General features: G+C 70.1%; 11 protein-coding genes. 7 read left to right on the plus strand and 4 right to left on the minus strand.

All coding sequences use genetic code 11. The features are described 5' to 3' along the window. Nucleotides 1-150 precede the first annotated feature (150 nt). From OG302_RS09460 to OG302_RS09470, 3 genes are all read right to left on the minus strand, one after another. Nucleotides 151-2577, minus strand: a complete 2427-nt coding sequence (locus OG302_RS09460; RefSeq protein WP_371526359.1) for a SpoIIE family protein phosphatase — start codon at nucleotides 2575-2577, stop codon at nucleotides 151-153. Between the two features lie 196 nt (nucleotides 2578-2773). Continuing rightward, entirely contained in the window at nucleotides 2774-5194 is a 2421-nt protein-coding gene (locus OG302_RS09465) for an MFS transporter (protein ID WP_371526360.1), read from the minus strand. Between the two features lie 202 nt (nucleotides 5195-5396). Next, nucleotides 5397-5840: an SRPBCC family protein gene (locus OG302_RS09470; protein ID WP_371526361.1), complete on the minus strand. Its 444-nt coding sequence runs from the start codon at nucleotides 5838-5840 to the stop codon at nucleotides 5397-5399. Nucleotides 5841-6015: 175 nt separating this feature from the next. Between OG302_RS09470 and OG302_RS09475 the strand changes: the two genes are divergently transcribed. Both OG302_RS09475 and OG302_RS09480 read left to right on the plus strand, forming a co-directional pair. After that, nucleotides 6016-7065, plus strand: a complete 1050-nt coding sequence (locus OG302_RS09475) for an Rv2578c family radical SAM protein (protein WP_371526362.1) — start codon at nucleotides 6016-6018, stop codon at nucleotides 7063-7065. Between the two features lie 22 nt (nucleotides 7066-7087). Further along, nucleotides 7088-7480 carry a RidA family protein gene (locus tag OG302_RS09480; protein WP_371526363.1) on the plus strand — a complete coding sequence of 131 codons (393 nt, stop codon included), beginning with the start codon at nucleotides 7088-7090 and terminating at the stop codon, nucleotides 7478-7480. 28 nt (nucleotides 7481-7508) lie between these two features. Here the strand turns inward: OG302_RS09480 and OG302_RS09485 are convergent, their stop codons facing one another. Continuing rightward, entirely contained in the window at nucleotides 7509-8078 is a 570-nt protein-coding gene (locus OG302_RS09485) for an adenylosuccinate lyase (protein WP_371526364.1), read from the minus strand. Nucleotides 8079-8423: 345 nt separating this feature from the next. Between OG302_RS09485 and OG302_RS09490 the strand changes: the two genes are divergently transcribed. The 5 genes from OG302_RS09490 to OG302_RS09510 all read left to right on the plus strand — a co-directional run bounded on the left by OG302_RS09490 (nucleotide 8424) and on the right by OG302_RS09510 (nucleotide 15902). Beyond that, nucleotides 8424-10205, plus strand: coding sequence for a 3-hydroxyacyl-CoA dehydrogenase family protein (locus tag OG302_RS09490; RefSeq protein WP_371526365.1), 1782 nt, complete (start codon nucleotides 8424-8426; stop codon nucleotides 10203-10205). A gap of 124 nt (nucleotides 10206-10329) precedes the next feature. Continuing rightward, complete coding sequence (locus OG302_RS09495) at nucleotides 10330-11142, plus strand: TetR family transcriptional regulator (RefSeq protein WP_371526366.1); 813 nt, start codon at nucleotides 10330-10332, stop codon at nucleotides 11140-11142. A 415-nt stretch (nucleotides 11143-11557) separates the two neighbouring features. After that, entirely contained in the window at nucleotides 11558-12895 is a 1338-nt protein-coding gene (gene ccrA / locus OG302_RS09500; RefSeq protein ID WP_371526367.1) for a crotonyl-CoA carboxylase/reductase, read from the plus strand. A 17-nt stretch (nucleotides 12896-12912) separates the two neighbouring features. Continuing rightward, nucleotides 12913-14940 carry a protein meaA gene (locus tag OG302_RS09505; RefSeq protein ID WP_371526368.1) on the plus strand — a complete coding sequence of 676 codons (2028 nt, stop codon included), beginning with the start codon at nucleotides 12913-12915 and terminating at the stop codon, nucleotides 14938-14940. Further along, the gene (locus OG302_RS09510) at nucleotides 14937-15902 is read left to right on the plus strand and encodes a CoA ester lyase (protein WP_363209448.1); all 966 of its coding nucleotides are present in this window, start codon (nucleotides 14937-14939) and stop codon (nucleotides 15900-15902) included. The genes OG302_RS09505 and OG302_RS09510 overlap by 4 nt, the downstream gene beginning before the upstream one ends.

Below are 15902 nucleotides of genomic sequence, written 5' to 3' on the forward strand. Positions count from 1 at the left end.
GCTCCCCAGGGTCGTGACGACGACCGTCGAAGCCGTCGGCGAGATCGGTCTATCGCGCCCGGGGTGCGCGGACAAGTCACCGGCGCAATCATTCGCCGCGCCTTCACGCGTTCCCTGCCGATCGCACGCCCCGAGAGACGCCCGGGGCTCTCACCTACTAGGCGGCACCAGCTCGAACCACACGGTCTTGCCGGAGGCCGTACGACTGGTCCCCCACTCCTTGGCGAGCACGCTGACGATCCGCAGTCCGCGACCGAACTCGTCACCGGGGCCCGCGTTCAGGAGCGTGGGCAGGGTGTGGTCGTCGTCCTCGACCTCGCAGATCAGCGTGGCCCCCGAGCGGACGAGGCGGAGTTCGACACGGCCGCCGCGCGAGTGCCGTACGGCGTTCGTGACGAGTTCGCTGACCAGGAGCTCGGCGGTCTCGGACAGGGCGTCGCGGGACCAGGTGCGCAGCTGCTCGCGGACCAGCTCGCGCGCCCTGCTCACCTCGCTCGGGTCCAGTGCGAGCCGCCAGTGGGCGACGTCCTCGTCCGCGACGCCGTTCAGGCGTGCCATCAGAAGGGCCACGTCGTCCTTGCGTCCGCCGCGGGTGTTGAGGGCGCGGATGATGGTGTCGCAGGCGGCGTCCATGGAGGCGGCCGGGTGGGCCGCGGACTCGGTGAGCGTGGCGAGGCCGACGCCGATGTCCTCGCCGCGGACCTCGACGAGGCCGTCGGTGCACATCAGCAGCCGGTCGCCGGGCGCCACCCGGACGGTGACCGCCTCGAAGGGCACGCCTCCGACGCCGATGGGCGCCCCGGTCGGCAGGTCGAGGAGTTCGCTGCGGCCGTCGTCGGCGCGGACGAGTACGGGCGGGATGTGTCCCGCGTTGGCGAGGTGCAGTTCGCTCGCGATGGGGTCGTACACCGCGTAGAGACACGTCGCGAGGTAGTGCTCGCCGAGCCGCTGTGCCAGGTCGTCGAGGTTGCGCAGGAGCTGGGCGGGCGGCAGGTCGAGGGCGGCCATGGTCTGCACGGCCGTGCGCAACTGGCCCATCATCGCCGCCGAGTTGAGGCCGTGGCCCATCACGTCTCCGACGACGAGCGCGGTGCGCGAGCCGGGAAGTTTCACGGAGTCGAACCAGTCGCCGCCGACCCGGCCGAGGAGCGTGCCCGGCAGATAGCGGGTGGCGATGTCGCAGCCCGTCATGCGCGGCTCGATGTGCGGCAGCATGCTGTCCTGGAGAGTGTCGGCGACGCTCTCCTGGTAGGTGTACATGCGGGCGTTGTCGAGCACGAGGCCCGCGCGGGCGGCGAGTTCGGCGCCGGTGACGCGGTCCATGTCGTTGAAGACGGGCCGTTCCCGGTGGCGCAGCAGGATCATGAATCCGAGCACCACATTGCGGGCCTTCAGCGGTACGACGAGCATCGAGCGGTGGTTGATGAGCGGGCGGATGTCGCGCTTCTCGAACTGCGAGGCGATCGCGTTGCCCATCTCCTCGGTGATGCGCGGCACGAGGACCGGGTCGCCGGAGGTCATGCACTGGAAGAACGGTGTGTGCGACGGGAACGGCATGGACTCGCCGACGGGTACGACGTCGTCCCAGCGGCCCGGCTCGTCCGTGTGCTCCACGGCGACCCTGTGCCACATCGTGGTCTCGTCCGGCGGACCTTCCGGGAAGCCCTCGCCCGCGACGACCTGTTCGCGCAGATACGTGCCCGCGACGTCCGTGAACCGCGGCACGACGGCCCGGCTGACCTCGATGATCGTCTGCGAGAGGTCGAGCGAGGAGCCGATGCGCCCGCTGACCTCGTTCAGGAACTCCAGGTGCTCGCGCACCGCCGCGTATTCGAGATCCTCGGCCTCTTCGGGTGCGGCGGGCCCCGGCGCGACGCCCTGGGCGGCTTCCTGCTGGACGCGCAGCCTGCGCGCCTTGCGCTCGGCGCGCCGCGGCACACCCCAGTCCGGGGTGACGGGAACACGGTCGTGCTTGCTGAACTCCAGGACGGGATAGCCCAGTTCAAGGACCTGCGACACGATGCGGGAGCTCTCGCCCACGCTCATGCTGGGCAGGATCTCGGGCAGCCGGCCGGCCAGCTCGTCCGCTCCCGGGAAGTCTGTGTGCAGGGCGAACCCCGGTGCTATCCGCTCGACCTGTCCCGGCTCGCGGTCGTCATCGTCGGCCAGCCGGTCGGCGTCCGCGGCGAGCACGAGCAACCGCTCGGGGCCGGGGCCGACGAGGGGGTACGCCCACCACAGGACGTCGACCCGGTGGTCTTCGCCGCCGGGCACGGACAGCCGCGCGCGCCCGGCCGCAGGGTACGAGATGCGTCCGTCGAGGGAGGTCTCCAGGTCAGGACCCAGGCCGTCGTACTCGCCGTAGCTCGCGCGTCCCCCGGGGATCGCGCCCGCCACCGGAAGCAGGTCGCCCGCCGGACTTCCGACGGCCGCCTCCTTCGCGTACCCGAACAGCTTCCGTGCGCCGGCGCTCCAGTGCGAGACGAGGCCCGCGCCGTCGATGACGACCACGGCGAGGGGGATCCGGCCGGCCACGGCGAGCTGCGCCACCGGCCCGCCCGGGGTGCCGTATTCCATGGCCAACGCTCCTTCCGGCGGCACCGCGAAGACCTGCGCCGCCCCAACCACCGTACGACCGACGCAGGTTGCCATGGGGCTCAATATGGGAATTGGGCCGTGCGGGGGCGCCTCCGGCGGGTATTTTTCGCCGCCCCGCCCAACCGACCCGCCCAGACGCCCCGCCCAGACGCCCAGCCGCCCCGCCCAAAGGGCCCTAGTCCTCGTGGCCCAGTTGCAGATCCCGCTCCGTACGCCCGCCGCCCGCGACCTGGAGCACGGTCGCCACCGGCGGGTAGCCCGCGGCGATGACGGTGTACTCGCCGGACGACAGGTCGATGAACCGGAAGGTGCCGTCCTCCCTCGTGGTGAGGGTGTCCACGACGTTGCCCGCCGCGTCGAGCAGCGTCACGCGGGCGTCCTCCACGGGCCGCCCGCCGGTGGCCCGCACGGTCCCGCGCAGGACGGCACCGCCCGCGAGTTCGACGTCCTGCCGGGTCTCGCGGGAGGCCTGCACGGAAACGGGCAGGGCCGCGGGCCGGAAGGCGGGCGCGCTGGCGGCCAGGGTGTACTCGCCCGCCACCAGTTCCGTGATCACATAACCGCCTTCGCGCCCGCTGCGGGTGGTGGCGACGACCTCTCCGCGGACGTCGGTGAGGGTGACCGCGGCGTCCCTGACCGGCGTCCCGTCGGCGGTGACCACGCTGCCGGCCAGGCGCCCCGCGCCGCCGAGCACCACGTCCAGTTCCACGGGGCGCTCGCCGACGGTGACGGTGACCGCCTGCGGCTGATGGCCCCCGGCGGCCGCGATCAGGACGAACGATCCCGAGCCCGGCGTGGAGAGCGCGTACCGCCCGTCGTCCCCGCTCGCACCGCGGCCGATCTGCCTGCCCCCGACGTCGATGAGGGTCAGGGCGGCGCGGGGCACCACGGTGCCGTCCGGGTGCTGCACGGTGCCGCAGACGGGGACCCCGGCGGCGTACGAGGTGCGGGCCTGGGGGATGTTCGTGGGCTCGGCCGTGGGGGCGTCCTGGGACGCTGCGCTGGACAACAGGGGTGTCTCCTTGAGGAAGAAGGTGATCAGCATGCCGAGGACGAGCACCGGCACCAGGTAGAGGAAGATGCGGGGCATCGCGTCGGCGTACGCCTGGATGTAGCCCTCGCGCAGCGGGGCGGGCATCGCGTGGACGAGCTGCGGGGTGATGGCCTCGGGGTCCGGGAGACCGGCCCCGGCCGGGATGCGGTCGGCGAGCGAGTCCGCGAGCCGGTCGGCGAAGAGCGTGCCGAAGATCGCGGCGCCGACGCTGCCGCCGATCTGCCGGAAGTAGTTGTTGGCGCTGGTGGCGGTGCCGAGGTCGGAGGGGCGTACCGCGTTCTGTACGGCGAGGATGAGCACCGGCATGACGAGGCCGACGCCCGCACCGAGCACGGCCATCCAGATGCTGTAGTGCAGCCGGGGTGTGTCGGCCTCAAGCCGGGAGAGCAGCCACATGCCGATGACGGACAGGATGCCGCCGATGACGGGATAGATCTTGTAGCGCCCGGTGTGGCTGATGAGCTGGCCGGAGAGGACCGAGGCGCCCACGACGCCGCCCATCATCGGCAGCATGAGCAGCCCGGACTCGGTGGCGCTCGCGCCGTCCACCATCTGCAGGAAGGTCGGCAGATAGCTGGCCGCCCCGAAGAGGGCGACGCCGACGACCATGCCCACCACGCCGGTGATGTTGAAGACCGGGTCGCGGAACAGCCGTAGCGGGATGATCGGTTCTGCGGCGAAGCGTTCGGCGACGACGAAGAGCACCGTCGAGGCGACGGCTCCGGCCGCGAGCCCGAGGATGACGCGCGATCCCCACGCGTACTCGGTGCCGCCCCAACTGGTCACGAGCACCAGGCAGGTGGAGGCCGAGGCGAGCAACAGCGCGCCGAGGACGTCGAGTCGGGCCCTCACCGTGCGCTTGGGCAGCTTGAGCCCGAAGCTGACGACGAGGAGGGTGACGAGCCCGAAGGGCACATTGAAGTAGAAGCACCAGCGCCAGGTGACGTGGTCGGTGAAGAACCCGCCGAGCAGCGGTCCCGCGACCGACGCGAGGCCGAAGGAGGCGCCGATCAGGCCCATGTAGCGGCCGCGTTCCCGGGGCGGGACGATGTCCGCGATGATCGCCTGTACGCCGATCATGAGGCCGCCCGCGCCGATGCCCTGGATGGCACGGAAGGCGATGAGCTGGTCCATCGTGCGCGACCAGCCGGCCAGCGCGGAGCCGATGACGAAGATGACGATGGCGAACTGGAAGACGCCCTTGCGCCCGAAGAGGTCCCCGAGCTTGCCGTAGATGGGCAGCCCGATCGTGGACGTGAGCAGATAGGCGGTGATCGCCCAGGACATCCGGTCCAGGCCGTGCAGCTCACCGACGATCTTCGGGAGCGCGGTGGCGACGATCATCTGCTCGAGCGCGGCGAGCAGCAGGGCGAGCATGAGCCCGACGAAGACCATCCGGACGCGCCCGGGGCTGAGCCCTGCCGTCGCCGACACGTGCTCCTGGGGTGGCGGCGCCTCTTCGATGCCCGGCGGCACCGTGGCCACCGCCGCCCCCTCGGCGTCCTCCTGCTCGGCGCCCTGCACCAGCGTCGTGCCACCCACGTCCTGCTCCCCTCGTCAGCGCCTGCGCCGCATTTCTCGCATTACGCGACAACTGCGAGCAAGCGCGACGAGTCGCCCCTGTGTGGGGTCAGGCGCACGTATGCGCCGGTGGGAGCCCTACGCCGTACAATTGGCCCGAACAGAAAACCACTCGAAACGGTGAGCGTGACAACAACCCTTATGGGTTACCGGAGTTGAGGGCCTACTTCTCGACCTCGGCGGCGAGCTTGCCGAGCACCGCGTCGTAGATCCGCCCGAGCCCCTTGGGCGCGAAGGTCTTTTCGAAGAAGCCGCCGATGCCACCCGCACCGTTCCACACGGTGGAGACGACCACGCGCGCCTTGCCCTCTCCCGCCGGGGTCACGGTCCAGGTGGTGACCATGGAGGAGTTGCGGTCCTTCTCGACGAGCTCACCGTCGGTCGGCTCGCTGACCTCGAGGAGGCAGTCCCGGATGCGCTTGCTGGTGGCCTGCAGCTTCCAGTGGACGAGCGTCCCGTCGCCGTCCCCGCCCTCACGCACCTCGAACTCACTGAAGTGCTCGGACAGGATCTTCGGACGCGTGCCTTCGTAGTCGGCGAGCGCGTCGAAGACGTCCTCCGGCCGCGCCGCGATGATCCGCTCCGTGGTCGCCTCGACCTGCGCCATGGCACTTCCTCCAGCACTCGGTTGTTCAGGGTGATCCCCGGAAGCCAACCACCCTGCGCACCGGGCCCTCAAATCGGGGTCCCCTCGGGGTCCACTCGTGGTCCCCGAGGCATCCCCTCGCACGATCAAGGGAACATGTGTTCTATTCTGTGGTCAGTGCTACCGAGGAGGCGTCATGCGCTGGGAGAACCTCGCCGACGGGCCGTCACGGGGTGTCGCGGATGCCGCGCTGTTCGGCGCGGACGCGGTCACCACCAGGACCTTCGACACCCCCGAGTTCCGTGGGATCACCTTCCACGAGATCCGGGCCAGGACCATCGTGAACCGGGTGCCCGGAGCGTCCCGCATGCCGTTCGAGTGGACGGTCAATCCGTACCGGGGGTGCACGCACGCGTGCGTCTACTGTTTCGCGCGCAAGACGCACAGTTATCTGGACCAGGACACGGGGCTCGGCTTCGACAGCCAGATCGTGGTCAAGGTCAACGCCCCCGACCTGCTGCGCCGCCAGCTCGCCTCGCCCCGCTGGCACGGCCAGCACATCGCGATGGGCACGAACGTCGACTGCTATCAGCGGGCCGAGGGGCGCTACGGCCTCATGCCGGGGATCATCGCCGCCCTGCGCGACCACGCGAACCCCTTCTCCATCCTCACGAAGGGCACGCTGATCCTGCGGGACCTCGACCTGCTGCGGCAGGCCGCCGCCGTCACCGACGTGGGGATCTCCGTGTCCGTCGGCTTCGTCGACCAGGAGCTGTGGCGCACGGTCGAGCCGGGCACGCCCGCTCCGGAGCGGCGGCTCGACGTGGTGCGCACGCTGACCGATCACGGCATCGGGTGCGGGGTGCTCATGGCGCCCGTGATCCCCTTCATCGGGGACCGGCCCGAGCAACTGCGGGCGACCGTACGGGCGATCGCCGCCTCGGGAGCGACGTCCGTGACGCCGCTCGTGCTGCATCTGCGGCCGGGGGCGCGCGAGTGGTTCATGGCCTGGCTGGAGCAGCACCATCCGTATCTCGTGCGGCGCTACGAACGGCTGTACGCGGAAGGCGCCTACGCACCCAAGTGGTACCAGCGCCGGATCACCCGCCAAGTGCACGAGCTGGCCGAGGAGTTCGGCATCGGCCCCGCGCGGGCGGACGCCACCCGCCGTATCCGCCCACCCCAAGACTCAGGCGCCCACACCGAGACCGCCCCTCCCGGCGGCACCCAGCTCGCCCTGCTGTGAACCCACCGTCCAGGATGGACCCATGAGCCGACTGACCCACATCAACGCCCCCGACGGCGTCTTCCCCGCCACCGCGTACACGCACGTCGTCATGGGCACCGGCCGCTTCGTCGCGATCTCCGGGCAGCTCCCCCTGGACGAGCGCGGGGAACTGGTCGGCGAGGGGGACGCGGCCGCCCAGGCGCGGCAGGTCTTCGACAATCTGCGGCGCTGCCTGCTGGCCGCGGGCGGCGGCTTCGACGACATAGTGAAGCTGACGTACTACGTCACGGACATGGCGTACATGCCCGCGATCCGGGCCGCACGCGACGTCCACATGGACCCGGAGCGGCTCCCGGCGTCCTCCGCCGTGCAGGTCGCCGCTCTCGTGTCGCCGCGGTTCATGATGGAGATCGAGGCGTACGCCGTCCTGTGACCACGGCGGACACCGGCCCGCCGGAAAGCTAGCCCGGCAGTCGGGCGAGGGCCGCGGCGGCCGCCGCCGCGAGCCGCGGATAGCCGATGGCGCGGGTCAGAACGGGCCGGGCCCGCGGGTCCTCCAGCGCCCCCAGGCCCTCCACGCAGGCCAGCGCGATCTTCCCGTACGGATCGTGCGGGGCGAGCCTGCGCCCCAGCGTGGTGATGAGGGCGGGCGCCGATTCGGGGGCGCGCAGCTCGGTGAGCAGACGCACGGGGTACAGGGCGTAGGCGACCCTCAGCTCATTGGTGGCCAGGGCGGCTGCCGCCCGTGCCGTACGTGGATCACGCAACCTGGCCAGGGCGTACGCGGCGGCCGCGCAGCGCGAGGGGTCCCGGTGGTTCAGGAGCAGCACCAGGGACTCGAAGGCCCGGTTGTCCCCGGCGGCACCGAGGCGGACCGCCGCCAGCTCCCGTGCCCACAGTGGCTGACCCGCCGCGGCGAGCACCTCCGCCAGTTCCTCCACATCGCCGGTCGCGACCAGCCTCTCGTAACTCTCCGAGACCCCCGCCTCGCGGCGTAAGCGTTCCGTCACCGTGCGCAACTCCACGTCCATGACGGGGAGCCTATCCGCGATGTAGATCACAAACCCTGGGGACTGGCGCGCTCGTTACTCGCCGGTTAATCTCATGTGAGCGGGGCACACTCCCTGTCAGCAGTTCCCCAACCTCGCAGCGGCCTGGTGACGCAGCCGGTGCGATTGCTTGTCGGTTCGGTGCTTCAGCACCTCAGCTCCATCCAGTACGACGCGGCTCCGGGACAGAGCCGGTCGACTCCTCACGGGCGTGCGCGCTTCGCCGCCCGGTCACGACACGCAGCAGTTCACCTTCCGTACGCCGCGCCTCAGTTGCCGCGCACCGCGTGCGCCCCTCAGTCGTCACTCACTTCCTGGAGTCCACGCATGGACACTCCCTTGAACACCGTCGCCGTGATCGGTCTCGGCACGATGGGCACCGGCATCGCCGAGGTCCTGGCCCGCGCGGGACGCGAGGTCATCGGCATCGACATCAGCGAGGCCGCGGGCGCCCAGGCCGTCGCCGCCATCGAGTCGTCCACCGCGCGGGCCGTGCGCCGTGAGCAGCTCACCGAGGACGAGCGGCGTGACGCGCTCGCCCGCGTCCGCACCTTCACCGACCTGCAGGCCGCGGCCGACGCCGACCTGGTGATCGAGGTCGCCCCGGAGTCGTACGAGATCAAGCAGCAGATCATCCGTGAACTCGACGGTGTCGTGCGCCCCGGGACGATCATCGCGACCGGCACGAACGCGCTGTCCGTGACCCGCCTTGCCGCCGAATCACAGCGCCCCGAGCGGGTGCTCGGCCTGCACTTCTTCAACCCGGCACCGGCGATGAAGCTGGTCGAGGTGGTGTCGTCCGTGCTGACCGCGCCCGCGGCCGTCGCCTCCGTCACCGACCTGGCGTACGCGCTGGGCAAGGAGCCCGTCGCGGTCGGCGACCGGCCCGGATTCGTGGCCGACGGCCTGCTCTTCGGCTACCTCAACCAGGCCGCCGCGATGTACGAGGCCAAGTACGCGTCCCGCGAGGACATCGACGCCGCGATGCGGCTCGGCTGCGGACTGCCGATGGGCCCCCTCGCCCTGCTCGACCTGATCGGCGTCGACACCGCCCGCACGGTCCTGGACGCGATGTACTCCGAGTCCCACGACCGCCTGCACGCACCCGCCCCGATCCTCAAACAGCTCAGCGAGGCGGGCCTGACCGGCCGCAAGACGGGGCGCGGCTTCTACTCGTATGCGGAGCCCGGCAGTTCGGTCGTCGTGCGGGACGCGCTGACCCCGCCGGAGGACGGGCGCCAGGGCGGCGGGCGCACCATCCGCTCGGTCGGTGTCGCCGGGTCGGGGACGATGGCGTCCGGCATCGCCGAGGTCTTCGCCAAGGCCGGTTACGACGTGGTGCTCGCCGCGCGCAGCGAGGAGAAGGCGGAGAAGGCCAAGTCCCGTATCGCCAAGTCGCTTTCGCGCTCCGTCGACAAGGGGCGGATGACGGCGGAGACCGCGGCCAAGACACTGGACCGGATCGTTCCGGCCGGGACGTACGACGCGTTCACCGACGTCGACCTGGCCCTGGAGGCGGTCGCCGAGGACCTGGAGATCAAGCAGCAGCTGTTCGCGGCGTTCGACAAGGTCTGCAAGCCGGGCGCGATCCTGGCGACCACCACTTCGTCCCTGCCGGTCGTCGCCTGCGCCCGCGCCACCTCGCGTCCCGGCGACGTGATCGGCATGCACTTCTTCAACCCGGCACCGGCGATGAAGCTGGTCGAGGTGGTCCGCACGGTCCTCACGGACGACGACGTGCACGCGACGGTCCGGCAGGTCTGCGCGACCATCAAGAAGCACCCGGTGGACTGCGGCGACCGGGCTGGCTTCATCGTGAACGCGCTGCTGTTCCCCTACCTCAACAACGCGATCAAGATGGTCCAGGAGCACTACGCGACGCTCGACGACATCGACGCCGCGATGAAGCTCGGCGGCGGCTACCCCATGGGCCCCTTCGAGCTCCTGGACGTCGTCGGCCTGGACGTCTCGCTCGCCATCGAGAAGGTCCTGCACCGCGAGTTCCGCGACCCGGGCCTCGCCCCCGCTCCCCTGCTCGAACACCTGGTGGCCGCGGGCTGCCTCGGCCGCAAGACCGGCCGCGGCTTCCGCGAATATGCCCGACGGTAGGCCGGAAGCGGACGGGAGCGCGCCTGACGGCAGACCTCGCACGGACTGGGGCGGGCTGCTCGAACCCCCGGGCGGCCCCGTCCCGCAGGAGCACTCGGCTGCGCATATGCAGTACGTTCGGGTCATGCCCAAGGCCGCCAAGTCCTCACGTACGCCCGCTACGCCCGACGCTCCGGAGAGCGCGGCCGGCAGCCGCGCCGCCGCCCAACGCCTCAAGATGCGCCGGGAGCTGGCGGCCGCCGCGATGGAGCTCTTCGCGTCCAAGGGGTACGAGGCCACGACGGTCGACGAGATCGCCGCACAGGCCGGGGTCGCCCGCCGGACCTTCTTCCGGCACTTCCGCTCCAAGGAAGAGGCGATCTTCCCGGACCACGACGACACCTTGATCCGGGCGGAGGCGGTCCTGAACGCGGCGCCGCCGCACGAGCACCCGCTCGACACGGTGTGCCGGGGCATCAAGGAAGTCATGAAGATGTACGCGGCCTCGCCCGCCGTGTCCGTCGAGCGGTACCGCCTGACCCGCGAGGTCCCCACGCTGCGCGAGCGCGAGATCGCCTCGGTGGCTCGCTACGAACGGCTCTTCACGCGCTATCTCCTGGGCCACTTCGACGAGCAGGCCCACCACGACGGCAACGACGACCCGCTCCTGGCGGAGGTCGCGGCGTCGGCGGTGGTGACGGCACACAACCACGTGCTGCGGCGGTGGCTCCGCGCGGGCGGCCAGGGCGACGTGGAGACCCAGCTGGACCATGCCTTCGCCATCGTCCGCAGGACCTTCGGTTCGGGCATCGGGGCGGGACGCGACACCACCACCGCTCCGGCGGCCTCGGTGAGCACCGGGGGCGATGTCCTGGTCACCGTGGCCCGGACGGACGCACCGCTGGACGAGATCATGCGCACGATCGAGAAGGCGCTGCGGGAGCGGGATTCCCAGTGAATTCCTAGATCGAGATCCGTTTTTACACCCTTTTGTCCTGGGCTTTTGAAGGGGCGCTACCCACCGGTAGCGCCCCTTCCGTCATGCCGCCACACGCTCTGACCTGCACTGATCGATCATCCATCAAAAATTGATGGCACTCAGTGTCTTGCTCACTGGCACGCGGTGTCATACGTTGATGTTGTCCGGGCGGCCGGCGTGCAGAGAACTTCCGTACGCCGGCTGTCCCCACAAGCCACGGCTCGTGCGCCCGGACGCCTGCGTCACAGGCAACCTCCCGCGCCACACCAAGCGCTGCCGAGCAACACCTTCGCCGAACCGACGGCAACCCCTCACAAGCACCAGCAGCACCCGACGTAACCCTCAAGAGCGTGGTCCCCTCAGAGGGGGCCCGCACTTCGCCGGAGGCATCACCGTGAAGGAAATCCTGGACGCGATCCAGTCGCCGGACTCCACGTCCGCCGACTTCGCCGCTCTTCCGCTCCCCGACTCGTACCGCGCGATCACCGTGCACAAGGACGAGGTGGAGATGTTCGCCGGGCTCGAGACCCGCGACAAGGACCCCCGCAAGTCGATCCACCTGGACGACGTGCCGGTCCCCGAACTGGGCCCGGGCGAGGCCCTGGTGGCCGTCATGGCCTCCTCGGTCAACTACAACTCCGTGTGGACCTCGATCTTCGAGCCCGTCTCCACGTTCAGCTTCCTGGAGCGGTACGGCCGTCTGAGCGAGCTCACCAAGCGCCACGACCTGCCGTACCACATCATCGGCTCCGACCTGGCGGGCGTCGTGCTGCGCACCGGCCCCGGCGTGAACGCCTGGAACCCGGGCGACGAGGTCGTCGCGCACTGTCTGAGCGTCGAGCTGGAGTCCTCGGACGGCCACAACGACACGATGCTCGACCCCGAGCAGCGTATCTGGGGCTTCGAGACGAACTTCGGCGGCCTCGCCGAGATCGCCCTGGTGAAGTCCAACCAGCTCATGCCCAAGCCGGACCACCTGAGCTGGGAGGAGGCCGCTTCCCCCGGCCTGGTGAACTCCACCGCCTACCGCCAGCTCGTCTCGCGCAACGGCGCCGGCATGAAGCAGGGCGACAACGTCCTGATCTGGGGCGCGAGCGGCGGCCTCGGCTCCTACGCCACCCAGTTCGCCCTGGCCGGCGGCGCCAACCCCATCTGTGTCGTCTCCAGCCCGGAGAAGGCCGCCATCTGCGAGGCCATGGGCGCCGAGGCAGTCATCGACCGCAACGCCGAGGGCTACAAGTTCTGGAAGGACGAGCACACCCAGGACCCCAAGGAGTGGAAGCGCTTCGGCAAGCGCATCCGCGAGCTCACCGGCGGCGAGGACGTGGACATCGTCTTCGAGCACCCGGGCCGCGAGACCTTCGGCGCCTCGGTCTACGTCACGCGCAAGGGCGGCACCATCGTCACCTGCGCCTCGACCTCGGGCTACAACCACGAGTACGACAACCGCTACCTGTGGATGTCCCTGAAGAGAATCATCGGCTCGCACTTCGCGAACTACCGCGAGGCCTGGGAGGCCAACCGGCTGATCGCCAAGGGCAAGATCCACCCCACCCTCTCCCGCGTCTACTCCCTGGAGGAGACCGGCCAGGCCGCCTACGACGTGCACCGCAACCTCCACCAGGGCAAGGTCGGCGTCCTCGCCCTCGCGCCCCAGGAGGGCCTCGGCGTGCGCGACCCGGAGATGCGGGCCAAGCACATCGACGCGATCAACCGCTTCCGGAACGTCTGAGGGCTGAGGGTTCGCACATGACAGAGCGTCAGAAGGACCGGCCGTGGCTCATGCGGACCTATGCCGGTCACTCCACGGCCGAGGCGTCCAACGAGTTGTACCGGCGCAACCTCGCCAAGGGTCAGACGGGCCTCTCGGTCGCGTTCGACCTGCCCACGCAGACCGGCTACGACCCGGACCACATCCTCGCCCGCGGTGAGGTCGGCCGGGTCGGGGTCCCCGTCTCGCACGTGGGCGACATGCGGCGGCTGTTCCAGGACATCCCCCTGGACCAGATGAACACCTCGATGACGATCAACGCCACGGCCATGTGGCTCCTGGCGCTCTATCAGGTGGTCGCGGAGGAGCAGGGCGTGGACATCACGCAGCTCCAGGGGACGACGCAGAACGACATCGTCAAGGAGTACCTCTCGCGCGGGACGCACGTCTTCCCGCCGGGGCCCTCCCTCCGCCTCACCACCGACATGATCACCTACACGGTGGCGCACATCCCCAAGTGGAACCCGATCAACATCTGCAGCTACCACCTGCAGGAGGCCGGGGCCACTCCGGTGCAGGAGATCGCGTACGCGATGTCCACCGCCGTCGCCGTCCTCGACGCCGTGCGCGACTCCGGCCAGGTGCCGGAGGAGAAGTTCGGTGACGTCGTCGCCCGTATCTCCTTCTTCGTGAACGCGGGCGTCCGCTTCGTCGAGGAGATGTGCAAGATGCGGGCGTTCGGCCGGATCTGGGACCGCATCACGCGTGAGCGGTACGGCATCACCAACCCCAAGCAGCGCCGCTTCCGCTACGGCGTGCAGGTCAACTCCCTCGGTCTGACCGAGGCGCAGCCCGAGAACAACGTCCAGCGCATCGTCCTGGAGATGCTGGCCGTCACGCTCTCCAAGGACGCACGCGCGCGTGCCGTGCAGCTTCCCGCCTGGAACGAGGCCCTGGGCCTCCCCCGGCCGTGGGACCAGCAGTGGTCGCTGCGCATCCAGCAGGTGCTCGCCCTGGAGAGCGACCTCCTGGAGTACGAGGACATCTTCGAGGGCTCGCACGTCATCGAGGCCAAGGTGGAGTCCCTCGTCGAGGAGTCCCTCGCCGAGATGGACCGCATCGAGCAGATGGGCGGCGCGATGGCCGCCGTCGAGTCCGGCTACCTCAAGTCGCAGCTGGTCTCCTCGCACGCCGAGCGCAGGGCGCGCATCGAGTCGGGCGAGGAGAAGATCGTCGGCGTCAACGCCTACGAGTCGACCGAGCCGAACCCGCTCACCGCGGACCTGGACACCGCGATCATGACGGTCGACCCGGCCGTCGAGAACCGCGTCGTGAAGGCGCTGGGGGTCTGGCGCGACACCCGCTACCAGCCGCCGTTCAACCACCCGCGCCCCTGCAAGGCCCTGGAGAAGCTCAAGGAGGTCGCCGCAGGGACGGGCAACCTCATGGAGGCCACCCTGGAGTGCGCACGCGCCGGTGTGACGACCGGGGAGTGGTCCGGCGCCCTGCGGGAGGTCTTCGGGGAGTTCCGGGCGCCCACGGGCGTCTCCAGCGCTCCGGTGGCCGTCACCGCGGAGGCGGGCACGCCGCTCGCCCTGGTCCGCGACAAGGTCTCCAGGACCGCTGCCGACCTCGGCACCGGCAAGCTGCGCTTCCTGGTCGGCAAGCCGGGCCTCGACGGACACTCCAACGGGGCCGAGCAGATCGCCGTGCGTGCGCGCGACGCCGGCTTCGAGGTGGTCTACCAGGGCATCAGGCTCACGCCCGAGCAGATCGTCGACGCCGCCCTCGCGGAGGACGTGCACGCCGTGGGCCTGTCGATCCTCTCCGGCTCGCACGCGCAGCTCGTGCCGGACGTGCTGGTGCGCCTGCGCGAGGCGGGCGCGCCCGACATTCCCGTCATCGCGGGCGGCATCATCCCCAACAGCGACGCCGAGGACCTGAAGGCGGCGGGTGTGGCCGCCGTGTTCACCCCCAAGGACTTCGGTATCACCGAGATCATCGGCCGTATCGTCGACGAGATCCGGAAAGCGAACAAGCTCGACCCTCTGGAGGTCCCCGCATGACCGCGCCCATCAACCGCCTGCGCCCCCGCCGCTCGTGTCTGGCGGTACCCGGCTCGAACCCGCGCTTCCTGGAGAAAGCCCAGGGCCTCCCCGCCGACCAGGTCTTCCTGGACCTGGAGGACGCCTGCGCGCCGCTCGCCAAGCCGGAGGCACGGCACACCATCGTCAAGTTCCTCAACGAGGGTGACTGGACGGGCAAGACGCGGGTCGTGCGCGTCAACGACTGGACGACCGAGTGGACGTACCGCGACGTCGTCACGGTCGTCGAGGGCGCTGGCCAGAACCTCGACTGCATCATGCTGCCGAAGGTGCAGACGGCCGACCAGGTCGTCGCCCTCGACTTCCTGCTCACGCAGATCGAGAAGACGATGGGCTTCGAGGTCGGCAAGATCGGCATCGAGGCGCAGATCGAGAACGCGCAGGGCCTCAACAACGTCAACGCGATCGCGCAGGCCTCGCCGCGCGTCGAGACGATCATCTTCGGCCCGGCCGACTTCATGGCCTCCATCAACATGAAGTCCCTGGTCGTCGGCGAGCAGCCGCCCGGCTACCCGGCGGACGCCTACCACTTCATCCTGATGAAGATCCTGATGGCCGCCCGCGCCAACAACCTCCAGGCGATCGACGGCCCCTACCTCCAGATCAAGAACGTCGACGGCTACCGCGAGGTCGCCAACCGCGCCGCCGCGCTCGGCTTCGACGGCAAGTGGGTCCTGCACCCCGGCCAGGTCGACGCCGCCAACGAGGTCTTCTCGCCCTCCCAGGAGGACTTCGACCACGCCGAGCTGATCCTGGACGCCTACGACTACTGCACCTCCGAGGCGGGCGGCAAGAAGGGCTCGGCGATGCTCGGCGACGAGATGATCGACGAGGCGAGCCGCAAGATGGCGCTCGTCATCTCGGGCAAGGGCCGTGCCGCCGGCATGACCCGCACCTCCAAGTTCGAGATCCCGGAGGCCTGA

Origin of the sequence: Streptomyces sp. NBC_01283 (assembly GCF_041435335.1) — a bacterium.
Classification (GTDB): domain Bacteria; phylum Actinomycetota; class Actinomycetes; order Streptomycetales; family Streptomycetaceae; genus Streptomyces.